The 24,401-nt window shown below is 55.7% G+C and carries 22 protein-coding genes; 1 reads left to right on the forward strand and 21 read right to left on the reverse strand.

Going from position 1 to position 24,401, the window contains the following annotated elements; all coding sequences use genetic code 11:
• The 5 genes from mobA to glp are packed head-to-tail and all read right to left on the reverse strand — an operon-like array spanning nt 1 to nt 2,968.
• Complete coding sequence (mobA, locus tag BN1190_RS14230) at nt 1-555, reverse strand: molybdenum cofactor guanylyltransferase (RefSeq protein ID WP_040287641.1); 555 nt, start codon at nt 553-555, stop codon at nt 1-3.
• Nucleotides 552-785 carry a molybdopterin converting factor subunit 1 gene (gene moaD, locus BN1190_RS14235; RefSeq protein ID WP_040287642.1) on the reverse strand — a complete coding sequence of 78 codons (234 nt, stop codon included), beginning with the start codon at nt 783-785 and terminating at the stop codon, nt 552-554. The genes mobA and moaD overlap by 4 nt, the downstream gene beginning before the upstream one ends.
• Nucleotides 782-1,228 (reverse strand): molybdenum cofactor biosynthesis protein MoaE, encoded by a 447-nt coding sequence (locus BN1190_RS14240; RefSeq protein ID WP_040287643.1) that lies wholly within the window; start codon nt 1,226-1,228, stop codon nt 782-784. Before BN1190_RS14240 ends, moaD begins: the two co-directional genes overlap by 4 nt.
• On the reverse strand, nt 1,215-1,724 hold the full coding sequence (gene mobB, locus BN1190_RS14245) for a molybdopterin-guanine dinucleotide biosynthesis protein B (protein ID WP_040287644.1): 510 nt from the start codon (nt 1,722-1,724) through the stop codon (nt 1,215-1,217). The genes BN1190_RS14240 and mobB overlap by 14 nt, the downstream gene beginning before the upstream one ends.
• Nucleotides 1,721-2,968, reverse strand: coding sequence for a gephyrin-like molybdotransferase Glp (gene glp / locus BN1190_RS14250; protein WP_040287787.1), 1,248 nt, complete (start codon nt 2,966-2,968; stop codon nt 1,721-1,723). Before glp ends, mobB begins: the two co-directional genes overlap by 4 nt.
• Nucleotides 2,969-3,034: 66 nt before the next feature.
• Here glp and moaC point away from each other — a divergent pair, with 66 nt between their 5' ends.
• Entirely contained in the window at nt 3,035-3,529 is a 495-nt protein-coding gene (moaC, locus tag BN1190_RS14255) for a cyclic pyranopterin monophosphate synthase MoaC (RefSeq protein ID WP_040287645.1), read from the forward strand.
• 26 nt (nt 3,530-3,555) lie between these two features.
• Here moaC and BN1190_RS14260 read toward each other — a convergent pair whose 3' ends face one another.
• From BN1190_RS14260 to BN1190_RS14335, 16 genes are all read right to left on the reverse strand, one after another.
• A complete protein-coding gene (locus BN1190_RS14260) occupies nt 3,556-4,062 on the reverse strand; it encodes a MogA/MoaB family molybdenum cofactor biosynthesis protein (RefSeq protein WP_338066442.1) in 507 nt (168 codons plus the stop codon).
• 13 nt (nt 4,063-4,075) lie between these two features.
• Nucleotides 4,076-5,095: a ThiF family adenylyltransferase gene (locus tag BN1190_RS14265; RefSeq protein WP_040287647.1), complete on the reverse strand. Its 1,020-nt coding sequence runs from the start codon at nt 5,093-5,095 to the stop codon at nt 4,076-4,078.
• A gap of 73 nt (nt 5,096-5,168) precedes the next feature.
• Nucleotides 5,169-6,659: a nitrate/nitrite transporter gene (locus BN1190_RS14270; RefSeq protein WP_040287648.1), complete on the reverse strand. Its 1,491-nt coding sequence runs from the start codon at nt 6,657-6,659 to the stop codon at nt 5,169-5,171.
• 66 nt (nt 6,660-6,725) lie between these two features.
• On the reverse strand, nt 6,726-7,250 hold the full coding sequence (locus BN1190_RS14275; RefSeq protein ID WP_040287649.1) for a hemerythrin domain-containing protein: 525 nt from the start codon (nt 7,248-7,250) through the stop codon (nt 6,726-6,728).
• A 31-nt stretch (nt 7,251-7,281) separates the two neighbouring features.
• A complete protein-coding gene (locus BN1190_RS14280) occupies nt 7,282-7,929 on the reverse strand; it encodes a response regulator (protein ID WP_040287650.1) in 648 nt (215 codons plus the stop codon).
• Entirely contained in the window at nt 7,926-8,993 is a 1,068-nt protein-coding gene (locus BN1190_RS14285) for an ATP-binding protein (RefSeq protein WP_098060143.1), read from the reverse strand. The genes BN1190_RS14280 and BN1190_RS14285 overlap by 4 nt, the downstream gene beginning before the upstream one ends.
• Nucleotides 8,990-9,457, reverse strand: a complete 468-nt coding sequence (locus BN1190_RS14290; RefSeq protein WP_040287651.1) for a GAF domain-containing protein — start codon at nt 9,455-9,457, stop codon at nt 8,990-8,992. Before BN1190_RS14290 ends, BN1190_RS14285 begins: the two co-directional genes overlap by 4 nt.
• A gap of 48 nt (nt 9,458-9,505) precedes the next feature.
• A complete protein-coding gene (gene narI / locus BN1190_RS14295) occupies nt 9,506-10,186 on the reverse strand; it encodes a respiratory nitrate reductase subunit gamma (protein WP_040287652.1) in 681 nt (226 codons plus the stop codon).
• A complete protein-coding gene (gene narJ / locus BN1190_RS14300) occupies nt 10,179-10,751 on the reverse strand; it encodes a nitrate reductase molybdenum cofactor assembly chaperone (protein WP_040287653.1) in 573 nt (190 codons plus the stop codon). The genes narI and narJ overlap by 8 nt, the downstream gene beginning before the upstream one ends.
• The gene (narH, locus tag BN1190_RS14305) at nt 10,744-12,360 is read right to left on the reverse strand and encodes a nitrate reductase subunit beta (RefSeq protein ID WP_040287654.1); all 1,617 of its coding nucleotides are present in this window, start codon (nt 12,358-12,360) and stop codon (nt 10,744-10,746) included. The genes narJ and narH overlap by 8 nt, the downstream gene beginning before the upstream one ends.
• The gene (locus BN1190_RS14310; protein ID WP_040287655.1) at nt 12,350-16,027 is read right to left on the reverse strand and encodes a nitrate reductase subunit alpha; all 3,678 of its coding nucleotides are present in this window, start codon (nt 16,025-16,027) and stop codon (nt 12,350-12,352) included. Before BN1190_RS14310 ends, narH begins: the two co-directional genes overlap by 11 nt.
• A 471-nt stretch (nt 16,028-16,498) precedes the next feature.
• Nucleotides 16,499-17,560: a ribonucleotide-diphosphate reductase subunit beta gene (locus BN1190_RS14315; RefSeq protein ID WP_052461905.1), complete on the reverse strand. Its 1,062-nt coding sequence runs from the start codon at nt 17,558-17,560 to the stop codon at nt 16,499-16,501.
• A complete protein-coding gene (locus BN1190_RS14320; RefSeq protein ID WP_040287657.1) occupies nt 17,506-17,955 on the reverse strand; it encodes a flavodoxin in 450 nt (149 codons plus the stop codon). The genes BN1190_RS14315 and BN1190_RS14320 overlap by 55 nt, the downstream gene beginning before the upstream one ends.
• The gene (locus BN1190_RS14325; protein WP_052461906.1) at nt 17,940-20,162 is read right to left on the reverse strand and encodes a ribonucleoside-diphosphate reductase subunit alpha; all 2,223 of its coding nucleotides are present in this window, start codon (nt 20,160-20,162) and stop codon (nt 17,940-17,942) included. The genes BN1190_RS14320 and BN1190_RS14325 overlap by 16 nt, the downstream gene beginning before the upstream one ends.
• Before the next feature lie 415 nt (nt 20,163-20,577).
• Nucleotides 20,578-22,704 (reverse strand): methyl-accepting chemotaxis protein, encoded by a 2,127-nt coding sequence (locus tag BN1190_RS14330; RefSeq protein ID WP_040287658.1) that lies wholly within the window; start codon nt 22,702-22,704, stop codon nt 20,578-20,580.
• A 151-nt stretch (nt 22,705-22,855) separates the two neighbouring features.
• A complete protein-coding gene (locus tag BN1190_RS14335; protein ID WP_425313934.1) occupies nt 22,856-24,259 on the reverse strand; it encodes an alanine/glycine:cation symporter family protein in 1,404 nt (467 codons plus the stop codon).
• Nucleotides 24,260-24,401: the final 142 nt, after the last annotated feature.

The following is a 24,401-nucleotide window of genomic DNA, read 5'->3' on the forward strand; positions in this document are numbered from 1 at the left end:
TCATCTCCCTTCCAGTTGTCCGGGTCTGTTCACGTTGTCAAATATAGACGGATCCTCCTCCAGCAGTCCGGTTCCGTCGATCCATTTGCGGATGAGCGGCCGGACACTCCGTTCGCCTGCTGCGAGTGCCGAGCGGATCTTTCTTGCCGATGCCCGATCCCATATGGACAGCAGAGGATGCCGGATTCCGGCCGCTTCGATCGCCGAGGGGCCGCCGTCCGTTTTTTCCGCTGTCAGCAGCTCCACGATCCGGTCGTCTGCAAACGGCACATCGCACGGCAGGACAGCATACCAATCGCTAGCCGCAGCGTCCATTACGGTCAGGATCCCGGCAAGCGGGCCCTGGCCGGCCACTTCCGGCAGGTCAGCGAGAACGGTCGGACAATCAGGAAAGCGGTCCCTGTGTTCGGGCCGCGCGACGATGATTGTCTGCGCACAATGCGGAGCAAGGGCCTCCACGGCATACTGATAGAACTGCTTTCCATTATGGCATGCGAACGCTTTCGGCGAACCGAACCGGCGCGATTCACCGCCGGCCAGCACGATGCCGATCATCCGCCGCTTACCGGCGGGATGAACGCACACTCATCACCCGAGCGGATGAGGTCTTCGGGCAGCGCATACTCTTCGTTCACCGCGACCTGGACATCATCTTTCCCGAACCCCGGATACGTCTCCTCCGCCCAGTCCAGCAGCTCACGGACTGTCATCTGATCGCGTTCCAGTGTTTCGCCGCCCTTGCCGGCAAGTTCACGCAGTCTCGCAAAGTAGTTTACACGGATCATTGTGCATCGGCTCCTTTATCAGGATATTTCTTCTGGGCGCCCTGCCACTCCTGGCCGTCTTCCCAGATCTCTTTCTTCCAGATCGGCACGATCTCCTTGATACGTTCAATGGCATACTCGTTAGCTTCATAGGCAGCCGAACGGTGGGGGGATGAAACCGCGATGACGACGGCGATATCGGACAAGTGCAGTTCACCGATCCGGTGGGCGATCGCTGTCCGGATGCCGGGCCACTTCGCTTCCATTTCGGCACCGATCTGCGCGAGTTTCTTCTCTGCCATCGGCACATACGCCTCGTAGGCCAGATAGACGGTCCGCACGCCGTGTGTCCATTCCCGTACATGTCCGGTGAACAGTGTCACAGCACCGGCACCTGTGTGAAGCACATAATCCGCATAGTCCTGCGGATTGATCGGCTCTTCTGTTATCTCAAACGGTTTCATCCAATTCCTCCTTTGCAAGCCAGCGGGCAAACCAGCTGTCGAGCTGCGCCGTATCCTCCCGGGATGGGATGATTTCCGCAGACAGTGAAGTGAGCGGTCCGACAATGAGCCGGATCCCGTCCAGATGCTGCAGGGTCTCCCAATCTTCCGGCTCCCGGACCAGGATGACTTTGTCACCGGTCTCTTCCTTATACCCTTCGATGAGAAGAATATCCGGCTTTCCTTGTGCCGCGAGTTGTTTCAAGGTTTCAAAGTCCGGCTCACTGTTCAGCAGCAGCTGGCACGTGCCGCCGCCTGCCGCAAGGGACGCATCCGCGCCCTTGCGGAAAAAACGAGTCGTGTCCGTCAGTACCGGCGGCAGTTCGACCGGTCCTCCGTGGCCGTGATGCTTCAGCACGGCGACCGATCGTCCTGCCTGCTTGGCAATGCCGATCCAGCGTTCCAGCAGCGTTGTCTTGCCGCTGTTCTTATAACCGGCTATATGGAGGGTCTTCACAGCACCCAGTCCTTCGCACCCTGCTCGGAACCGAGGAGCAGCACGTCGACGCTGTCGCCCGCCGCATACCCCCTTGTCCCGCTCGGCAGCACGATAAGGCAGTTGCCGCGCGCAATCGATGAAACGGCATTCGATTTGTTAAAGCCGGCAGGCGCGGCGGTGATCTTGTCTCCTGTCATCTGCCAGACCGAACGGATGAAGCGGGTGAACGGGTTCGGCTTCGTGAAGTCTTCAGCCAGCTCCGCTTTAAAATGCGGCATGTACGGCGCGCTGTCTCCCATCATGGACAGGAGCGCAGGCCGGGCGAACAGTTCAAAGCCCGTGAAGCATGCCGACGGATTGCCGGACAGACCAAACAGGAACTTGCCGTCCAGGACAGCCACGGTCGTCACGCTTCCCGGCCGCATGGCGACTTTGTTGAAGAGCACGGAGGCGCCAAGCTGGTCATAGATCGCAGGCAGATAATCGTAGTCACCGACAGACACACCGCCTGTCGTGATGACGGCATCGCATTCGGTAATCGCTTCCTTCACGATTGCCGTGCAGGCCGGCAGATCGTCCGCCGATGTTCCGTACAGCCTGACCGGCACGCCGAGACGCTCGAGCTGCGCCGCGATCATCGGGCCGTTGGAATTCCTGATTTTGCCCGGCTGCAGTTCATCCTCCACGCCGAGCAGTTCCGTCCCTGTTGCAAGGATGCCGACGACCGGCAGTCGGGAGACGCTCACGCGCGCATAGCCGAATGTCGCCAGCAGTGCGACAGTCCCCGGGTGGATACGGGTGCCCGCTTCGATGAGCAGATCCCCTTCAGCGGCGTCTTCGCCTTTACATGAAATGTTCTCGCCCGCTGTGAACGGTTTCCGGATCGAGAAGCCGCTGTCCGTCTCCGCTGTCTGTTCGAACATGACGACCGCATCCGCGCCGTCCGGAATCTTGGCACCGGTCATGATCCGATAGGCTTCCCCGCGTCCGACGGTTTTCTCCCCGACATGGCCTGCCCCGATTTCGCCGATGACTGTGAAGGGGATACGTGCACTGCCGGATGCCCCTTCGCTGTCTTCCGCCCGGATGGCGTACCCGTCGTACGGGGACCGGTCAAACGGCGGCACGCTGTGGCGGGCGACGATCGGTTCCGCCAGCACACGGCCCAGCGCCTCTTCAAGCGCTGCTTCTTCGGTTTCCAGCGGACGGACTTGCTGCATGATGCGTCCGATCGCCTCCGCTACTGGAATCGGTGTTCTCATTTCCACAAAAAGCACCTGCTTTCTTCTGGTATACTAAGTGTATCAGAACTGAAAGGAATGAATCGAATGTCTGAACTCACCCATTTCAACGACCAGGGCCGCGCACGGATGGTCGATGTGTCAGATAAGCCGGTCACTTCACGGACGGCAGCTGCAAGTACATCCATCATCGTCAACGAAGCGATCTACCGGCAGATCAAAGAGGGGACGAACAAAAAAGGGGATGTCTTCGCCGTTGCACAAGTCGCTGGCATCATGGCTGCCAAGAACACGGCCGATCTGATCCCGATGTGCCACCCGCTGCCGCTGACCGGCGTCGATATCCGGTTCGACTGGAACGTCGATGAGGCACAGGGACACTATGAAGTCCTCATCCGGACGGAAGTGAAAACGACGGGGCTGACCGGCGTCGAAATGGAAGCACTGACGGCAGCTTCTGCGACAGCGCTGACGGTCTATGACATGTGCAAGGCGGCGGGCAAGGAAATGGTGATCGGCCCGACCATGCTGCAGTCGAAGACAGGCGGTAAAAATGGAGATTATGAACGGACGGAAGCGTAGACACCGCTTCCTCTTTTTTCTGTTCGTTATAAATGCTTCGTCAGTTCGTTATGGATATGCGTGAGTTCCGGCAGGATCAGACGGTCAAGCGCAAGTGCGACCGCTTTCACGGAACCCGGCAGCGCAAACAGCACCTTCTCCCCGATTGCACCGGCAGCGGCCCGGCTCAGCAGCGCCTTCGAACCGACATCTTCCGCGTAACTGATATACCTGAACAGTTCGCCGAAACCGTTCAGTTCCTTGGTGAAGAACGGCCGAACTGTCTCGATCGTAACATCGCGGTAGCTGATCCCAGTCCCGCCTGTGATGACGATGACGTCCGCTTCCTTTTTACCGATCCACGATTCGACCGCTTTCAGGATCGCATTCTTATCGTCGGGACAGATCTGTCTCGCAAAGATGGTATGGCCAGCATCCTCCATCTGATCGCGGATGAGCCGGCCGCTGTTATCGTCTGCCTCGGTCCGTGTATCACTCACAGTCAAGATACAAATATTCAGTTTTTCACTCTGACCCGTCTCTTCCTTATGCAACGCAATCCTCTCCTTATCCGAATAGCTGATGATAGATTTTACGGCCTCTCTGAATATCCTTCAGTCCATGGACAAGCAGCCTGCCATTGGAAAAGCCGACGCATCGGAACCCATCCGCCTCGAATTCCGTGAAGTACGTATTATGCTTTCCGACGGTTCCGAGACGTTCCGCCACTCGCAGTACGTCCTCTCCTGTCAGCTGCCGTTCAGCCGCAGGGATGATCTGTACGGTGTCGCGCCCGCACAGCACCGCGTAGTGGGTGCCGGTCTCCTCCATCAGCGATGGATAGACGGGATCCGCACCGCATGTCGGGCACGTGTCTTTCTTCAGACGTGAAATCCCTGCTTCCACTTGTGTATTGTGCCAAATATCCGTGTGCAGCAGCTTCGTCCGCATGGCGTCCCTGTTGCCCGTCAGCCATTTCAGTGCCTCGGCACTTTGGTTCGCCGCCGTGATCTGCACAGCCGGGGCGATGACGCCGACCGTGTCGCACGTCTCGTTCACAGACGGCAGCACAGGCAGCAGGCACCGGAAACACGGCGCCCGGCCGGGGATGAACGGAAAAACGCTGCTCGAACTTCCGACACAGGCCCCATAAATCCATGGAATCCCATGCTTCCAGGCAAAGTCATTCAGCAGCAGACGGGCTTCGAAGTTATCTGTCGCATCGAGCAGGATATCAGCATCCGCCGCGTATCGTCCGAGCAGACTGCCATCGACGTGATCGAGCAATGGTACGATGTCCGCGTCACTCCGGATGGCGCGCAGCCGGGCCTCCGCCGCCACGACTTTCGGTGTGCCATGAACCGCATCCTCCTCTGCGAACAGCTGCTGGCGCTGCAGGTTGGAAGGTTCCACATAATCCCGGTCGGCGATGGTCAGCCTGCCGATGCCGGCGCGGATCAGCGTTTCTGCAATCGCCGATCCAAGCGCCCCGCAGCCGAGCACGAAGGCGTGGGCCTCCTGCAGCTTCTGCTGACCCGGCTCACCAATCGGCGCAAAAAGTGTTTGGCGTGAATAACGTTGTTCCAATGCAGGCACCTCGTTTCCATAGTAAAGCAAGCAGGAGGACTGCCGGTCAGATTCGACTGGCGGTCCCCCGTTGTTATGCTGGTGTTATATCGCTGAATGTACCGACGTAACGGGTCACGTCGCCATCTGCATTTTTGACGGCATTGATGGTAAGCAGTTCAAGGTATTCACTGCCGTCTTTCCGTCTGTTCCACATCTGTCCCTGCCACGACCCTTCATCGCCGATGACTCCCCACATCGTTGTGTAGAATTCTTTCGACTGGCGGCCGGAGCTCAGGACATTCGGGTTTTTCCCGACGATTTCGTCTTCCGAGTAGCCTGTCAGTTCCGTGAAGGCCGGGTTGACGGACAGGATTTTACCGGTGCTGTCGGTTACGAGTATACCCTGCCCCGTCGAGTCGAACACATCTTTTGCAAGAGACAGACGGTCCATATAGTAGAGCCAGATGACAAGGACGAGACTGACGAGCGAGAACTGGGCGAACGCCATGAAACCGATCGAGTAGGAACCGGTGATCCCATGGACGGCCGACAGCAGCAGGGGCGGGAAGAACCCGCCGAGACCGCCCATCATGGACACGATTCCGTTCGCGGTACCGGCCTGTTTGCTGAAGTAGAACGGCACCAGCTTGAAGATGACCCCGTTCCCGATTCCCGCGGTCAGTGCGATCAGCATGCTGCCGACCGTATACAATCCGATCGAAGGCGAGAAGGCGAGGATGACCCCTGCAACTGTCAGCCCGGCAAATACACCCATCAGCAGGAACAGCGGCTGGAACTTATCCGCGAGCCATCCGCCGACAGGACGGAACAGTGTCGCCACGATGATGAAGCCGGCTGTCCGCATCCCTGCATCGACTTTTTCAAGTTCGAAATAGTCGACGAGGAAGTTCGGCAGGAAGATCGTGAAGGCCACGAATGCCCCGAACGTGATGAAGTAGAACAGCGAGAAGAACCACAGTTTCTCATTCTTATAGACGCCTTTGATCTGCTTGACCATCGACGTCTTCACTTTCGGTTCCTGCCGGTCGCCGAGTATGAAGTTCAGCGCGGCGAACGCAAGCAGCAGGATGAGGTACAGCTTGACGGTCATGCTCCAGCCGAGCTGCGTCGCAAGGACCGGCGCGGCGAATGTCGTGACGGCAGTACCGACGTTCCCCATCCCATAGATTCCGTTGACGAGACCATGCTTTTCTTTTGCGTAATATTTCGGCAGGGACGTGACACCGACCGAGAAGACCGCTCCCCCGATACCGAGGAACGTTCCGCCGATGATCAGATCGGTGAATGATGAGGCGGCACTTATGTAGAACACTGGAAATAGCAATAAGATGAAACTGACCGCGAACACAATCCGTGCGCCGAATATATTGGCGTAGTAGCCCAGAGGGATCCGCAGCACGGAACCGAGCACGACCGGTACCGCTGTAATGATCGCTATGCGGGATGCAGGGATCGACACATCTTCCCGGATGAACGGGAGGAGCGACGAAATCAGCACCCAGACCATGAATCCCACAACCAGGTTGGCCGTCTGTAACGGCAGCTGCACTTTCTTGATCATCCATATCAGTCCATTTCTATAGAGAATGAAAGGCTTTGCAGTCTATCAGACTTTCACTGTACCTGCCTACACGATAGGCGTGTACAGTTTGTCGAACAGCGCATCCTGCTGTTCGATCCGGAGCATCGACTCCACCATCGGAAACACGATCGTTTCTTCCTTGATGAAGTGAACCATGATCGCTTCGTAAGCTTCCCCGGCGTCTTTTGAAACCGCTTCAAGATCTTCAAGGGACAGCTCATCCAGGCTGCCGCGGGTGTGATGCAGGAAGTGGCCGATGTAGGCATCGAGTTCTTCATGCTCTTCTTCCACCGCCCGGACGGGTCCCTGTTCGTTCCCGACATACTGTGCAAGTTCAGGGAACAGGATCTCCTCTTCCTTATCCGTATGGTTCTTGAACGGTTCGATGAACTCGATCAGCGCTTTACGCAGTGACCGCATCGCTTCGCGTCCTTCTTCCAGTGAATAGATCCGATTCTCGAAGCCGAGTACGATCGGATGCCAGTTGTCCATGAGATACATCAAATACTGATGTTCGTTTTCCAGTACCTGCAGTGCAGGCAGATCAAACTTGAATCGTTTCGTATCCATCGGTCTGCCTCCGTTTACGTAATGCCTGCTGTCAGAAGTTCAGGAACTTCTTTTTGAGCGCATACTCGACGAGCTCCGGTTTGCTCTTCAAGTTCAGTTTTTCCATCAGTTTGGCTTTATGGGCTTCCACTGTTTTCACCGAAATGTACAGTTTTTCTGCAATTTCCTTGTTGCCGTATCCTTTCGCAACGAGCGGAAGCACTTCGATTTCACGCTTCGACAAGATTTTGAAGGGATCGGTCTCGACTTCGTCTCCGTCTTTCTTGACGAATTCCCGGACGAGCGATGTCGCCATGGAGGGCTGGATGTACGTGCCGCCGTCATAGACGGTGCGGATCGCCGAGAACAGCTCATCATCCGGCGAGTTTTTCAGTACGTAACCGGATGCCCCGCTTTTCAGCACATGGAAGAGATACTCCTCATCGTCGTACATGGTCAGGATGACAATTTTCGTTTCGGGGAAATCCTCACTGATTTTGCCGGTGGCGATCAGTCCGCTTTCTCCCGGCGGCATGCTGAGATCCATGAGAAGGACATCCGGTCGGTGTTTCGCGACTTGGTCGTATGCCTCCAGACCGTCCGCCGCAGTCGCAACGACCTCCATATCGGGCTGGTAATTCAAAATGTGGGCGAAGCCGCTTCTGACGACAGCGTGGTCGTCTGCAATAATAAGTTTCACTGTCCGTCTCCCCTTCTGTTCAGAGGCACGGTCAGTTCAATTACGGTCCCCGTTCCGATGCCTGATCGTATAGTCAAGTCTGCATGCACGAGTTCCGCGCGCTCCCTCATGCCGAACAGACCGAGACCCGTGCCTTTATGGACAGGGGAATTGAGGTCGAAGCCGGATCCCCTGTCTTCCACGGTCAGCTTCAGATCGGAATCCGTCAGCAGCAGTGCCACCTCCACCTCTTCCACGCCTGCATACTTCAGCGCATTGAACACCGCTTCCTGGCAGACCCGGTAGACGACTGTCTCGATTTCCCCGTCGAACCGGACGGACTGGACGTTGCTGCTGAAGTCGACGAGCATGCCATAGTTCTTCTCGATCCATTTGAAATGCGTTCTGAACGCCGCCTCCAGTCCAAGGTCATCCAGCGTGGCCGGACGCAGCTGGACGGACAGATGACGAATGTCTTCCAGCAGGCGCATGAGCGAGCCTTCCGTCTGCTTGACTTTCTTCAAGACGTCTTCTTCCACATTCATATATTTCAAGACACGCAGGTCGACGAGTGCGCTGAGCATTTCCTGCGCCACACTGTCATGCAGTTCCCGTGAAATCCGTTTCCGTTCGCCTTCCTGGGCTTTGATGACCCGCTTGACGAGCGTCTGCTGATGCATCGATTCCTGAGTCTTGATCTGTTCGGTCAGGTCGCGCAACATGAAGACACGGATCCCATTTTCTCTGTCGATCATCTGGATGCTGCCTGTATACGGCACGATCCCCCTGCCCGCCGTCTCCAGGAACACCTGGAATGATGGGATATCACGATCGGGATCTGACATATAGCAGGCGATGCACGTCTGCTCTTCCTCTGCGCTGGTAAATCCTTTGCAGGCCATACAGATCGCTTTTGTGCTTCCTGCTTTCATGAGCTCGGCAACTTGCGGATCGAGGATCTGCTCCGCTGCCTGGTTCATGGAGACGACCCGGTTCTCCTCATCGAAGAAGAATATGGCTTCCGACGAACGGTCATACAGCTTCATCAGCAGGCTGTTCATGCCGTTTTGACTCAGTTCCTTCAATTTACGCTCATCTCCTCACTGTAGTAGGGACCGAACGTGGGGGCGACCAGGGTCTGAAGCAGTTTGAATTTCTCCTCATCCATGCAATTCTTCTTCCTGCAGCCCGCCAGCAGGATGCCTTTGACCCGATTGTACTTGAACAGCGGGATGGCAGCGAAGCTCTCGAGCCCTTCCGCCATGATGATCGGGTAGTTGTACAGATCCTTCTCCTTGAAATAGTCCTCCGTATCGGGGGCGAAGATCGCTTTCCCTGTCTTGAAGACAGTTCCCGCCACGCCTTTTCCCGACTGCAGGACGATACGGCGGTACCGCTGGCTCAAATTCCCGGACGCATACTCCCAGCGGATCTGGAAACGGCGCTCTTCCGGCTGCACTAGGGCAAGGGCTGTGAAGTCGCAATCCATAATACGGCGGATCTCCTCCACTTGCTGCAGATAATCGAACGCGGGTGCTCGGCTTTCCATGAGTGTCCTCCCTCGCTGGAGAGAGGTCTCATGCAGCCCCTCTCCGGATCAGTTTCGTTTGTCTTTTCTGTACAGAATATAGCTTCTGCCCACATAATTCAACGGTACACTCCATACATGGACGAGCCGGGTGAACGGCCACAGTGCGAAAATCAGGAATCCTGTCAGGATGTGCAGTTTGAACATGATCGGTACGGACGCCATGAATGCCGCATCCGGACGCAGGATCAGCAGAGAGCGGAACCAGATCGAAATGGTCGACCGGTAATCGAACCCGGGTGTCATCGTATTGGTGATCAGCGAGCTGTAGACGCCGAGGAACACGATGAGCAGAAGGAACGTATTGACGATCAGGTCCGAAGCGGACGACAGGTGACGCACATTGCTGTTCGTGAAACGGCGGCTCGTCAGGATGATCATTCCGATCAATGTCACGACACCGAAGAATCCGCCTCCCCATACAGCGCCGAGATGGTACATATGATCGCTGACGCCCATGGCCCGCGTCCATTCTTTGGGGATGCCGAGTCCTGCAACATGCCCAAGGATGACCGGAAAGATCCCGATATGGAACAGCAGGCTGCCGATCATCAGCTGCTTCTTCTCGATGAATTCACTGGATTTCGCCGTCCAGCCGAACTGATCGTGCCGGTACCGGAAAATGTGACCGACGATGAATACCGCGATACAGAGATAAGGGAATATCACCCATAAAAATTGACTAGTCATTGGCCGGAACCTCCCGTGGGATCATGCATGCTTTGAATTCTTCACGCATCCCTCTGACAAGGGAATAATACGGACTGCCGTACTTCTCGAGCGCTTTCATCAGATGATAGGAGCCGTCTTCCAGCACCGCCAGCAGCATCGAGAAACTCTGCTGGGCGCGCGGGTCTCCCTTCCATTCCGCCGCGTAGATGAATTCACACATAAGCGGCAGCGAATCAGGCAGTTCGCTGTCCGGCATCGTAAGCCCGAACATTTCGTACAGCACTTTCAGCCGGGCCAGCGTCTGGCCGCGTTCTTTCGAATCCCCCATCTTCACGTAGGTCATGAACAGGGTGGCATCGCTCTGGAAATCCAAGGTATATGTATACATCTCCTGGATTTCATCGAGGCTGTACGTCATCATTTCGTCCCAGTACTCCTTCACATAGGGATAGGAAGGATCGGAGGGGCGGACGGACCCCTCCAGCACATCGGGATGGAATGTGAGTTTTTCAGGATAGGAGAACTGCTGGGCGAAAAACCCGAAAATCTGTTTCTTGTCGTACAGAAGATCCAAGTCAATCACGCCAGATCCCCCCATAGAAATTCTCTTCGTAGATTTCCTTCCCGGTCTTGACTGGCGCTCCTGCTCCCGCATTGACCGGGCCGCAGCCGTCACAGCTGCCATTCGATCCCATGACGGAGAAGTTGCTGTATGGATCCTGCTGGACAGCTTCGCCATACGTACCCATTCCGGTGTAGCCGGCCGATCCTTGGGAGCGGTAGACGTTCATCTGCCCCTCTTTGTGGGAGGTCGGGATAACGAAACGGTCTTCGTATTTCGCGATGGCCAGAAGGCGGTACATCTTTTTCGCGGTGGAAGCGGTCAGGCCGACCCGATCCAGTTTGCTTTCATCGAAGTCCTTGCCGGAAGACTGGGCTCTCATGAAGGAGCGCATCATCGCCATGCGCTGCAGGGAGCCTTTCACGGTTTCCGTATCACCTGCTGTCAGCATATTGGCCAAGTATTGGATTGGGATCCGCATTTCTTCGATTGCCGGGAAGATCATATCCGGATTCTGGATGGAGTCTTTTCCTTCGAAGTAGTTCATGATCGGGCTGAGCGGCGGCACATACCAGACCATCGGCAGCGTGCGGTATTCCGGGTGGAGCGGGAATGCGAGTTTGTACTCGATCGCGAGCTTGTAGACCGGTGAGTTCTGGGCTGCCGTGATCCAGTCTTCCGAGATGCCGTCTTTCCTTGCCTGTTCGATCACTTCCGGATCGCTTGGGTCAAGGAACAGATCGCATTGTGCGTTGTACAGGTCTTTCGGATCCGGAGTGGCCGCTGCTTCGAGGACACGGTCCGCATCATACAGCAGGACACCGAGATAGCGGATCCGTCCTGTACATGTCTCCGAGCATACGGTCGGGAGTCCGGATTCGATGCGCGGGAAGCAGAATGTGCACTTCTCGGCTTTGTTCGTCTTCCAGTTGAAGTACACTTTTTTGTACGGGCAGCCGGTCATGCAGTAGCGCCAGCCGCGGCACGCTTCCTGGTCGACGAGGACGATGCCGTCCTCGTCCCGTTTGTACATGGCGCCTGACGGACAGGATGCGACACAGCTAGGGTTGAGGCAGTGCTCGCACAGCCGCGGCAGGTACATCATGAACGCCTGCTCGAAGTTGAACTTGATCTCCTCTTCGATCTTCTGGATATTCGGATCCGTCGGGCCTGTGATATGGCCGCCCGCGAGCTGATCCTCCCAGTTCGGCCCCCACTCGAGGTCCATGTAGTCGCCTGTGACGACCGATTTCGCGCGGGCGACCGGCGTATGCTCACTGTCCGGTGCCGTTGTCAGCTTTTCGTAATCGTACGTCCATGGCTCGTAATAGTCTTTCATCTCCGGCATATCCGGGTTGTAGAAGATCTTGCCGAGGGCGATCTTGGAGAGCTTGGAGCCCGATTTGAGCTCCAGCTTGCCGTTCCGCAGGTTCCAGCCGCCTTTGTAGATCTCCTGGTCTTCCCACCGCTTCGGATAGCCGATCCCCGGCTTCGTTTCCACGTTGTTGAACCACATATATTCAGCACCTTCGCGGTTCGTCCATGTCGTTTTGCATGTCACGCTGCACGTATGGCAGCCGATGCATTTGTCCAGGTTCATCACCATTGCGATCTGCGCTTTAATTTTCAAGCCAGTTGACCTCCTTCATTTTGCGGACGGCTACGTACTCGTCACGCTGGTTGCCGATCGGTCCGTAGTAGTTGAAGCCATAGCTCAGCTGTGCGTATCCGCCGACCATCTGTGTCGGTTTCATATGGATCCTGGTCGGCGCGTTATGGCTGCCGCCGCGTTCTTCCGTAATTTCGGAGCCCGGCACCTGGATGTGCTTATCCTGTGCGTGGTACATGAACATCGTGCCTTTTGGCATCCGGTGGCTGACGACAGCACGGGCTGTGACGACGCCGTTCCGGTTATAGACCTCCAGCCACTGGTTGTCATCGATGCCATGTGCGTCTGCATCCACGTTGGACAGCCAGACGGTCGGACCTCCGCGGAACAGTGTCAGCATGTGCTGGTTGTCCTGGTAGGTCGTATGGATGTTCCACTTGCCGTGCGGTGTCAGATAGCGCAGGACGAGGGAGTCCTCCGTGCCTGCGACAGGACGGTCATGCGGCCCGAGTACGAGCGGCGGCAGTGTCGGTTTATAGACCGGCAGCGCCTCCCCGAAGTCGAGGAACAGCTCATGATCCAGATAGAAGTGTTGGCGTCCTGTCAGCGTCCGGAACGGCACGAGACGCTCGATGTTGGTCGTAAACGGCGAGTATCTGCGACCCAGTTTGTTGGATCCGCTGAAGACCGGAGTCGGAATGACTTCACGCGGCTGCGCGGTGATACCGGCAAATGTGAACCGTTCCGCCGCTCGGTCTGCCGAGATGTCCTTGAGTTCCACGCCGGTGTCCGCTTCCGCAGAAAGGAATGCTTTCTGGGAGACACGTCCGTTCGTCGCTGAAGACAGTGTCAGCATCGCTTCCGCAACATGCTTCGCGGTGTGCAGCTTCGGCAGTCCGTCTTTGATGGTGTCGTCTTCGTAGACCCCGTTGATGCCCTTCATCATTTCGTATTCGTCCGCAACCGAGAAGCTGACGCCGTGTGCCCCTACTTTTCCTGTAGATAAAAGCGGTCCGAGCGTGACGTACTTGTCATACACTTTCGTATAGTCTCGTTCGACAATCGTCATGCCGGGCATCGTCTTGCCCGGGATCGCTTCCGCCTCGCCTTTCGTCCAGTCCCGCACATCGCCGTATGGCTGTGCGATCTCCTGCGCCGAGTCGTGGGCGAGCGGAGAGGTCACCAGGTCTTTGTAGACGCCCGGAAGATGGGTCTTCGCTATTTCCGAGAAAGTCTCCGCGATCGACCGGTAGATGTCCCAGTCGGAACGTGATTCCCATAGAGGATCGACCGCCGGATTGAACGGGTGGACGAATGGGTGCATATCCGTGGACGACAAGTCGACTTTCTCATACCAGGTCGCTGCCGGCAGGACCAGATCGGCATAGAGCGGGGTCGTTGTCATCCGGAAGTCGAGCGCGACGAGCAGGTCAAGTTTTCCTTCGACTTCATCCCGCCAGACGACTTCTTCCGGCTTCATACGTTCATTCGGCTTGGCCAGGAGGTTGTCGGTTGCGCCGAACAGGTGCTTCATGAAGTATTCCTGACCTTTTGCGGAGCTGGAGACGAGATTCGAGCGCCAGACGAACAGGCTTCTCGGGAAGTTTTCCGGTGCATCCGGATCCTCGATTGCGAACTGCATATCTCCTGAGATCAGCTGATTCTTTACGTAGTCCACGATTTCAGGTGTTGTCGTGTGCCCCGCTTCGGCTGCTTCTTCTGTGAGCTGCAGACTGTTGCGGTTGAACTGCGGATAGGACGGCATCCAGCCGAGCCGCGCAGCGAGCACGTTGTAGTCCGCCGGATGCTCATAGCGGGAGTTCCCACCGAGCGGTGACATGAGCGACTGCGTGCCGGCTTCCTCATACTTCCATTGATCGGTTGCGAAGTAGAAGAACGACGTCGCATTCTGGAGCCGCGGCGGTGCCTGCCAGTCCCGTGCGAAGGCGATCGTGCTCCACCCTTCGATCGGACGGCATTTCTCCTGTCCGACGTAATGCGCCCAGCCGCCGCCGTTGACACCTTGGGAGGCTGTCAGCGTGACAAGGTTCAGAATAGCTCTGTAGATCGTATCACTGTTGAACCAGTGGTTGATGCCGGCACCCATGATGATCATCGAGCGGCCGCCCGTATCGAGCGAGTTCTGTGCGAATTCCCGGGCAATCTGGATGACGAGCTCCGGTTTGACACTGGTGATCTTCTCCTGCCAGCCCGGTGTGTAGATCGATGACTTATCGAAGTAATCCTCCGCTTCGGTTTCATGTCCGCTGCGGCGGACGCCGTATTGGCTGGCCATGACATCATAGACGGTCGCGACTTGGCGGACGGTGCCGTCTGCCAGCGTGATTTCCTTGGCCGGAATGGTGCGGTCGAAGACGCCGTTCGACAGGTTGTCGAAGAACGGGAAGCGGATCTCCTTCCACTCCGCTCCATGGTCCGCGATGGACAATGCAGGTTCGACGCGTGTTCCATCTTCCTTGTCGAGCAGCAGGTTCCACTTCACGTCATCCTCCCAGCGCTGGCCCATCGTCCCGTTCGGCACGATGATCTCGTCTGTGCTCTCATCCAGGATGACCGGCTTCCATTCGGCATGCTGGGACTCCTGTCCGATATCGCTGGCGCGCAGGAAACGTCCTGCTTTATAAGCACCTTCATGTTCATCCAGCAGAAGCAGGAACGGCATATCCGTGTATTGTTTCGCATAGTTCAGGAACATCGGCTCTTTCCGCTGTTCATAGAATTCGTCGAGGATGACATGCGTCATCGCCTGTGCGACAGCTGCGTCCGTACCCGGATTCGCTGCGATCCAGTCATCCGCATGCGTGACACTTTCCGCATAGTCCGGTGCAACGGAGACGACTTTCGTACCCTTGTAGCGGACTTCTGTCAGGAAGTGGGCATCCGGAGTCCTTGTCAGCGGTACGTTCGATCCCCACATGACGATGTAGCCTGCGTTGAACCAGTCGCTCGATTCCGGAACGTCTGTCTGCTCGCCCCAGATCTGCGGGGAGGCAGGCGGCAGATCCGCATACCAGTCATAGAAGCTCAGCATCTCGCCGCCCAGAAGGGAAATGAAGCGCGCACCGGACGCGTAGCTGACCATCGACATCGCCGGAATCGGGGTGAACCCTGCAATCCGGTCAGGCCCGTACTTCTGGATCGTATAGATGAGCTGTGCGGAAATGAGCATCGTCGCATCACGCCAATGGATGCGGACGTGTCCGCCTTTCCCGCGCGCCTTCTTATATTCCGTGGACTTGGCGGGGTCTTCCACAATGCTCGCCCAAGCGCGTACAGGGTCTTTCTCTTCGGTCAGCGCCTGATTCCACATGCGCCACAATTTCCCGCGGATGTACGGGTATTTGATACGGAGGGGACTGTATTCGTACCAGGAGAATGAAGCCCCCCGCGGACAGCCCCGCGGTTCGAATTCAGGCATATCAGGGCCGCAGGAAGGGTAATCGATCTGCTGGTTTTCCCATGTGATGATTCCGTTCTTCACGAACACTTTCCAGCTGCAGGAACCTGTACAGTTAACGCCGTGCGTTGTGCGCACGACCTTATCATGCGACCAGCGCTGCCGGTACATATTCTCCCAATCACGGTTCTTCTCTTCGAGCACCGACCAGTCGCCCGAGTATTTTTCCACAGGCTTGAAATAGTTCAAGTTGAATTTTGTCTTCCTCATTGTACTTCCTGCTCCCTTCTGAATGACCAATCGCGTTTCCATTGACAGGACTTACTGAGATTTCCTTATATACTCAGCCTAATATGTATTCTGACTCTTTGCTATAAGGGAATTCCCTATTACTAAAATAGGTTCTTTTTTCGTAATGAATTTAGTGATAAAAAGTAATAGTTTACTAGAGTCCATTTGAGGGAAGTTAGCTGGCGCTGTGTCTGTGACAGTTCCGTGACTTTTCTCTTATCCGTCTTTCTATCTGTATTTCTGGTTTCCAGCGTACATTTCACGAAAGCATCTTCAGTATACGGCGGATGCGTCCTGCTTCATATAAGGGAAAGGCCTATTTCAGCACAGTCGATTCCTGTCAATTCCCCTGAAACTAAGGGAGTTGGATAAGGGCGTCCCGCCTGGCGTCAATCAATACAAAAAAACACCAGACTTCCCGGCAGGCTGCCGGTGTCTGGTGTTTCACGATTATAGGTCGTCAAATCCGTTCAAGTCGCTCGTTTTGACGTACTGGCGGGATGTCTGCTCGAAGAAATCCGTCTTGGTCCCGTCGAAGTTGTCCGTGTAGGCACGGATCCATTTCATCGGGTTGTCGGTGAATTCCGGATAGAGTTCGCTCAGTCCGAGCATGCGAAGCATCTTGTTGGCACGGTATTTCACATAGCCGTCCATCTCATCGAGATCGATGCCGTCGATATCCGCGAGCACGTACCGGCTCCAGATGATCTCCTGCTCCACCGAATGGCGGAACTGCTCATAGATCCACTCCGTGAACTCTTCGGTGTTGTACTCCGGATTCTCGGCAAGGGCTGCGCGGAAGATATCACTGATCGCTTTCCCGTGCTGCAGCTCGTCGCGGTTGATGTATGAAATCATCGTTGACGTACCGACCATCTTCTGGTGGCGTGCCATGTTATAGAAGAAAGCGAAGCCGCTGTAGAAGAACAGGCCTTCGAGCAGCGTAGTATAGACCATCGCTTTCAGCACTGTCCCGATTGTCGGGTCCGTTGCGAATTCGTTATACACTTCGACAATCCGCTCGTTCCGTTTCATGAGCACTTCATCAGTGCGTCCCATCTCGAACGATTCGATCTGCTTGTCATAGGTCGTCACCGATGACAGGACATATGCATAGCTGTGGTTATGCTCGCTTTCCTGGTCGGCGATTGTCGCCATGATAGATTTGACGGACGGATCCGTCGCGAAGTCCGCGATTTTCATCGCAATGACGGTCTGGGGGCCGTCCAGTGTCGCGAGCAGGCCAATGATCTTGAGGAAGGCATCCTGCTCCGCTTTCGTCAGTGTCGGGAACTGCTTGACGTCCTGTGTCATATCCACTTCGTTCGCTGTCCAGAACAGGGAACGGATACGCTGCCGCAATGTGTAGAAATGCGGGTGCGCCAAGTTGTTCCAGTTGAGGATACCGCTTGCTTCCCCGCCGAATATGGCGGTTGCCTTATTTGGATTTGCAGGGTTCAGTACGTTAACTCGTGTAAGTGTCGCCAATGATCCAGCACTCCTTCCGCCCATTGGACGACGCGCTGTTCCTGCGCGCCGCGCGGGCTTTGCTCGATTTTCAGCGGTGCGAGCGCTGAGTTGTAGAAGCGGGCCAACTTCACGGCCGCCCGGCAAAACAGTTCGTCGCCGCCGAACTGGGTGTCGCCTGTCCCGAAAACGAAGACATGGTCCGGTTTCACACCGACATCCAGTACGAAATCTTTCACTTCATCCGGGGTCGAGCCCTGATCCCATGTGAACGAGCCGACAATCATGGCATCGTAGTCACGGTAATCTGGCACAGGCCCTGTCCCGATGCGGTGCAGTGTGATGTCTGCACCGCCTGCCGTCAGCGTCTGTCCGACCAATTCCGCCACTTCCGCTGTGTTGCCGCTCCATGACGCATAGGCGATCAGGAATGACACCATTCGCACTCCTCGATATCCGAAGCGGTGGAACGGGTGTAATACGTCGTCTTCATGCCGGATTTCCAGGCCTGCATGTGCAGGTCGAGCAGCACGGACGCACGGATATTGTTCGGTACGTAGAAATTGAATGAGATTGACTGGTCGATGTGACGCTGACGGGCTGCATTCTGTTTGATGGACCATCGCTGATCGACGATATAGGCCGACCGGCGGTAGACATCGTACGTGTTATGATCCAGATCCGGTGCGATGACCGGCAGTTTATAATCCTTTTTCTCTTCATGGTAGAACGGTTTGAACACCGGGTCGATCGATGCAGTGGAACCGGCGATGACCGATGTGGAGCTGTTCGGCGCAACCGCCATCAGATAGCCGTTCCGGATGCCGGTCTCCGCTGTCTGCTCACGCAGCCGTTCCCAATCCGCGGAGACATAGCCGCGTTTCTCGAAATAGGAGCCGGTATGCCAGTCGGAACCCTCGAAGAGCGGATAGGCCCCTTTCTCGGCTGCCAGTTCGACAGATGACCGGATCGTCAGGAATGCGATCTGCTCATACAGGCGGTCTGCGAATTCGACCGCTTCGTCGGATTCCCACTGGATGCCTTTCAGCGCCAGCAGATGGTGCCAGCCGAACGTACCGAGGCCGATGCCCCGGTAGCGGCTGTTGGTCCGCTGCGCCTGTACGACTGGGATCTTGTTCAGATCGATGACGTTGTCGAGCATACGCACCTGAATTGGAATGAGACGGTCAAGGACGCCCGCCGGGACTGCTTTTCCGAGGTTGACCGATGACAGGTTGCAGACGACGAAGTCGCCCGGCTTGGAACGAGTGACGACGATGTCATCTTCCAATGTGACCGATTCGAACTCCGTTGCGCTCATATTTTGCATGATCTCGCTGCAGAGATTACTTGAATAGACGATACCTTCATGCTTGTTCGGGTTCGCCCGGTTCACTTCGTCCCGGTAGAACATGTACGGCGTGCCGGTCTCGAGCTGGCTGCGCATGATCCGTTTCATGATTTCGATTGCAGGAACGGTCTCCTTCGTGATCTCCGGGTGGTTGACGCAGGCCTCGTAGCGTTCACGGAATGTACCGGAACCTTTCGTTTCATCATAGGAATCTTCGAGTGAGTAGCCCATGACCGTCCGGACTTCGTGCGGATCGAACAGGTGCCAGTCACCGCGTGCATCGACAGCTTCCATGAACAGGTCCGGCAGGCAGACCCCTGTGAAGATGTCGTGGGCGCGGAGCCGCTCATCCCCGTTATTCAGTTTCAGGTCGAGGAACGTGAAGATGTCCTTGTGCCACACGTCCAGGTAGACGGCGACCGCCCCCTGGCGCTGGCCGAGCTGATCGACGCTGACCGCTGTGTTGTTGAGCTGCTTGATCCACGGGAGGACGCCGCTCGATGCTCCTTTGAAACCGCGGATGGATGATCCGCGTGAGCGGACCTTCCCCATATACACACCGATACCGCCGCCGTATTTCGACAGGTTCGCAATATCGGTGTTGCTGTTGTAAATGCCTGTCAGTGAGTCGTCGACCGTGTCGATGAAACAGCTCGAAAGCTGGCCGTGCGGCTTACCCGCATTCGACAGTGTCGGTGTAGCGACTGTCATATACAGATTGCTCATCGCCCAGTACGCTTCCGCGATCTTGCCGATCCGGTCGTCCGTCTCCTGCTGCATGAGAGTCATCGCGATGACGAGCCAGCGTTCCTGGGGCAGTTCGACCGGCTGTTTCGTGAAATTCACGGCCGCGTATCGGTCCATGAGTGTCTTCAGCCCGATATAGGTGAACAGCTTGTCCCGTTCCGGGTGGATCAGGGCACCGATCGCTGACAGTTCACCTTCGGAATAGGCGTCCGTCAGATCAGACGTATACAGCCCCTGTTCGACAAGGGAGGCAACATGGCCTGCGAAGTCCGTGTATGGTGCTTTTCCCCGCACCTGCTGCTGGTCTGCATATAGCTGCTGCAAATACAGGCGTGCCGCCGCGAATGTCCAGTAACTCGCGGATTCGTCTATGTTACTCAGCGCCTCCAGAATCATAGCGTTGGTCCATTCCTTCAGCGAGCCCTCCGGATGCTTGGCCAGCCATTTTCCACTCGCCTCCGTGAGCGGCGCTATCTTTTCTGTGCCGAATTCTTCTGTCAGTGCCTGCAGGATGCCCGCCGTGTCATTTGTTTCCCGAGTAAGTGTCATTACCGACCGTCCCCTTCCGATTTGTTCGTATGTATGATTTCAGGTTTTCTTCAAGGTGCATGGAAACTAAATGGTTCTGTGATTACAATTCATGTACCCCATTGCAAGGAGTGGTCAAACACTATATATAGTGTTTGTATATGCACTACAGCATAACATGTAGTGATTTTGCATTCAATGGACTAAAAGGCGTGGGTAGAAAAGTTTGAATTAATCTTCCTTGTGGTAAGCCTGATTTTCAGCTCAAAGAAACATTTTAACACAGATTAGAGAGTGTTACCGAGTTGTCCTCTTAAAAAAATCACATGCGAAATCCTCACGCTTTTCTTCCAACTTGCAGGCTGCGGATAATCGGGGAAAAGAAAAAAGAGAGGAGAAAAAATAGCACTTTCTCCTCTCGAACCTTCAGTTCCGATTACACTTGGTCACCATGACCCGCCAGTTTGAACCGGCTGACGACAAGCTGCAGCTCGTTCGCGATTTTGGACATCTGCTGGACGGATGCCGCCACCCGCTCAAGTTCCTGCTGCTGGGCGACGGATGATGCGCTCACCTGCTCTGCAGAGGCCGCAGTCTCTTCCGATACGGCCGAGACGCTCTGGATGGCGAGGACTGCCTGGTCTTTGTGGTCGACCATGTCTTTCAGATTGCGTGACAACTCGATGATTGCGTTGTTCATCCGCTCCGTCAGCTCCGCATTGAGGACGAAGGACTCGCCCGTGCTCGCAACGGAATCGCTCTGCTCTTTCATCGATTTCGTATTCTCGGCGATGACATCGACTGTCGCTTTGGACTGATCGAGGATTTCCTGGACCGTCTGCTGGATTGTGCCGGTTTCCCTGCTCGACTGTTCTGCGAGCTTGCGGACTTCTTCCGCAACGACCGCAAAACCTTTGCCGTGCTCGCCTGCACGCGCCGCTTCGATACTTGCGTTCAGCGCCAGCAGGTTCGTCTGTGCAGTGATGTCCTGGATGGATTCGATGACGCGGCTGATGCCTGCGATCTTGTCAGTCAGCGCGGTCATCTGCTGTTCCACCTGGCCGTTCATCCGGTTGGCGGTCTCGTTCTGTTCGCGGAGACGCTCCACTTCCGTCATGCCGTTCTGTGTCGATTCCACAGTTTTACGGGACAGCTCGTCCATGCTGTCCGAAATTGCGGAGATCGTCGTGATCTGCTGGGCGAGGTCTTCCATGCGGTGGCTCGTTTCCTCTGTGTCTTCGGACTGTCGTGCAGCACCTTCTGCAATCTCTTCGGTCGCAACCGAGACTTCCTGGCTCGAAGCGACGATCTCTTCGAACGCATGACTCACTTCCGCCGATGAATTCGTCAGCTCACTGGACGCTGCCAGCACTTCCGCCAGCGCGTCGTTCGTCTGTGCGAGCATGTAATTGTACGATTTCGCGACAGATCCGATTTCGTCTTCCCGGAATCCTTGAGTCTCGACGTTTTCGGACAGATCACCGGTTGCCGCCTGTTCCATGGACTGCTGGACGCGTGTCAGCGGCCGGATGTGCCGGTAAACAAAGAAGGCTGTCGTCAGGCCGACCAGCAGAATCATCACGCCGGCGGCAATCAGCGTGAAAATGACAATCCGTTCGAACGCCGCGATGATTTCAGAACGCGGCAGAACCGTCTGTACGGTCCATGTCTGGTCGAAACCGTCGATCGTCAGCGGAGCGAACGTGTTGAATGCACGCTCATTGTATGTTTGTGAATCGACATACAACGTGGCCGGTTCACCCGTCTCCGTCTTTTTTTTGACAGGCTCCCAGTCGATCGCGTCTTTCATGTTTGTGCCGTTCATCTTCTCTTTCAGGCTGTTTTCGATGAGTGTGCCGTCATCCGAGATGACCGATGCATACCCGCCGTGCGGTGCGATGTCCGCCGTTAATTGCTTCAGGAAATCGAGGGACATGTTGGCGGACAGGACGCCGAGGAACGTACCGTCCGCAGACAGGAGCGGCACTGACAAGGACGTGACTTTGGTCGTCTTGCCGTCCGTTTCATAGACCATCGGTTCCTGGAGATATGGTTTCCCTTCTGCTTTCGGCACCAAGTACCAATCACCGCCGCCCGGTTCGTCATAGCCGGTTGCCGGCTGTACATCCAGGCCGGTGTCCGACTTCAGCAGGAACGGTGTAAAGCGGCCGTCCTGGCTGATCAGCTGTTTCATCGAAGCCGGCAGCCCGTCTGCAGACAGGGCGCCTTTCTCGAATACAGCATTCATACTCACTGCATTCGGATTCCCCTCTAAATTTGCCTGGAGGACGGACAGTACGTCAGACGCCGCCAGCTCGGAGTTTTCATTCATCGTCTCCAGCATCCGCTTCGTCGTCATAAGTGACTCGCCGGTCTGCCGGAACTGCTCACTGAGTTTGAGTGCAACAAGTTCTGTATCATCTGCAGCCTTCTCTTCGGCACTGTTCACCGTGATGCTGTGCGTATAGATATTCGTGCCAAGCGCGTATAAGACGAACAGGAGCAAGAACACACCGATGATGAATGCCGACAGCCTGAACACGAGACTTTTCGTTTTTTTCATAATGGACTTCCCTTCCTATGTAAGTGTGACTTTTCGATTATACCCAATTGACCAGTATAAGCAAACATATTAGAACTTTAGACGCAAAAAAACCGCCGAACCTGTGACGGATTCGACGGTTTTTCTTCATAATCTATTCACATGGAAAGTATTACTCTGGTCGTTCTTCTCCCCAGCATTCCGTTCCTTTCAGCCCGGGAACCGATTTTGCCTCGAACTTCGGATTCAGGCCGTTCTTCCGCTGCAGCGTGAAATCGTCCAGCACCCGGAAAGCGACCCTGCCGAGAATTGCGATAACAATAAGGTTCAACACTGCCATCAGTCCCATGAACACATCCGCCAGGTCCCAGACGAGCTGCACTTTGGCGAGCGCTCCGAACATCACCATACCGAGGACGGCGATCCGGTAGACGGTCATCCAGAGCTTATGGGCATTGATGAATTCGATATTCGTTTCGCCGTAATAGTAGTTTCCGATAATCGAGCTGAACGCGAAGAACAGGATGGCGATTGCCACGAAATACGGCGCCCAGGAGCCGACATGCTCCGCCATCGAAGCTTGCGTCAGCAGGATGCCGTCCTGTTCACCTTTGTCATACAAGCCTGCCAGCAGGATGATGAACGCCGTCGCTGAACAGATGATAATAGTGTCGAAGAACACGCCGAGACTCTGGACAAGCCCCTGTTTGGCCGGATGGGTGACGTTCGCCGTCGCAGCTGCGTTCGGCACACTTCCCATACCCGCTTCGTTCGAGAACAGACCGCGGCGGACGCCCTGCATCATCGCAGCGCCGATTCCGCCGCCCGCCATCTCTTTCAGACCGAAGGCATGCTCGACGATCAATGCGATCATCGCCGGGATTTCCGTAATATTGATGATGACGATATAGAGTGCAACGATGATATAGAAGATCGCCATGACCGGCACGATGGCCTGCGTCACTTTGACGATCCGTTTGACGCCGCCGAAGATGATGACCGCAGTCATGACAACGAGAATAAGACCGACTGCCCAGTCAGGGATATGGAACACATCCGAAAACGACTGGCTGATCGTGTTGGACTGCACCGCATTGAATATGAAACCGAAACAGAGCGTCAGCAGGATTGCGAATACAATTCCGAGCCCCCGCAGGTTCAGGGCTTTCTGCATATAATAGGCCGGGCCGCCGCGGAACGTATCGCCGTCACGCACTTTATACACTTGCGCAAGGGTACTCTCGATGAATGCCGTCGCCATACCGACCATCGCAATCACCCACATCCAAAAAACTGCACCCGGGCCGCCGATCCCGATCGCAAGCGCGACACCTGTCACGTTGCCTGTTCCGACCCGTGACGCAGCACTGATCGTAAATGCCTGGAACGCCGACACGCCGTCTTCGTTCTCTTTCTTTTCGGTGATCAGGCGGAACATCTCACCGAACAGGCGGAATTGCACAAACTTCGTCCCCACTGTGAAATAGAGGCCGAGCAGCAGTAAAAGGCCGATCAGGACATACGTCCAAAGATAATTGCTGAATGGTCCTGTCACCCATTCCAAAAAGCTGGTCATCATGCAGGTTCACCTCATTTTCTTTGTCTGTAACTCTACTTTTCAACACACATTTCCCATACCCTCTTCTTGTATAGATGAAGACACCGAAAAAGCCGATGGTTCAGTTAACCATCGGCAGAGCTCCGTTGTCAATTTATTA

It is taken from the genome of Sporosarcina koreensis (assembly GCF_000826145.2).
Taxonomy (GTDB): domain Bacteria; phylum Bacillota; class Bacilli; order Bacillales_A; family Planococcaceae; genus Sporosarcina; species Sporosarcina trichiuri.

Coding starts and splice junctions, on each gene's coding strand:
- BN1190_RS14330 (WP_040287658.1), bottom strand. CDS start 22,704: ATGAAAAAAACGAAAAGTCTCGTGTTCAGGCTGTCGGCATTCATCATC.
- glp (WP_040287787.1), bottom strand. CDS start 2,968: ATGAGAACACCGATTCCAGTAGCGGAGGCGATCGGACGCATCATGCAG.
- moaD (WP_040287642.1), bottom strand. CDS start 785: ATGATCCGTGTAAACTACTTTGCGAGACTGCGTGAACTTGCCGGCAAG.
- BN1190_RS14270 (WP_040287648.1), bottom strand. CDS start 6,659: ATGATCAAGAAAGTGCAGCTGCCGTTACAGACGGCCAACCTGGTTGTG.
- moaC (WP_040287645.1), top strand. CDS start 3,035: ATGTCTGAACTCACCCATTTCAACGACCAGGGCCGCGCACGGATGGTC.
- BN1190_RS14335 (WP_425313934.1), bottom strand. CDS start 24,259: ATGACCAGCTTTTTGGAATGGGTGACAGGACCATTCAGCAATTATCTT.
- BN1190_RS14275 (WP_040287649.1), bottom strand. CDS start 7,250: ATGGATACGAAACGATTCAAGTTTGATCTGCCTGCACTGCAGGTACTG.
- BN1190_RS14290 (WP_040287651.1), bottom strand. CDS start 9,457: ATGGAAAGCCGAGCACCCGCGTTCGATTATCTGCAGCAAGTGGAGGAG.
- BN1190_RS14240 (WP_040287643.1), bottom strand. CDS start 1,228: ATGAAACCGTTTGAGATAACAGAAGAGCCGATCAATCCGCAGGACTAT.
- BN1190_RS14310 (WP_040287655.1), bottom strand. CDS start 16,027: ATGAGGAAGACAAAATTCAACTTGAACTATTTCAAGCCTGTGGAAAAA.
- mobA (WP_040287641.1), bottom strand. CDS start 555: ATGATCGGCATCGTGCTGGCCGGCGGTGAATCGCGCCGGTTCGGTTCG.
- BN1190_RS14325 (WP_052461906.1), bottom strand. CDS start 20,162: ATGACACTTACTCGGGAAACAAATGACACGGCGGGCATCCTGCAGGCA.
- narI (WP_040287652.1), bottom strand. CDS start 10,186: ATGACTAGTCAATTTTTATGGGTGATATTCCCTTATCTCTGTATCGCG.
- BN1190_RS14315 (WP_052461905.1), bottom strand. CDS start 17,560: ATGGGCGGAAGGAGTGCTGGATCATTGGCGACACTTACACGAGTTAAC.
- BN1190_RS14320 (WP_040287657.1), bottom strand. CDS start 17,955: ATGGTGTCATTCCTGATCGCCTATGCGTCATGGAGCGGCAACACAGCG.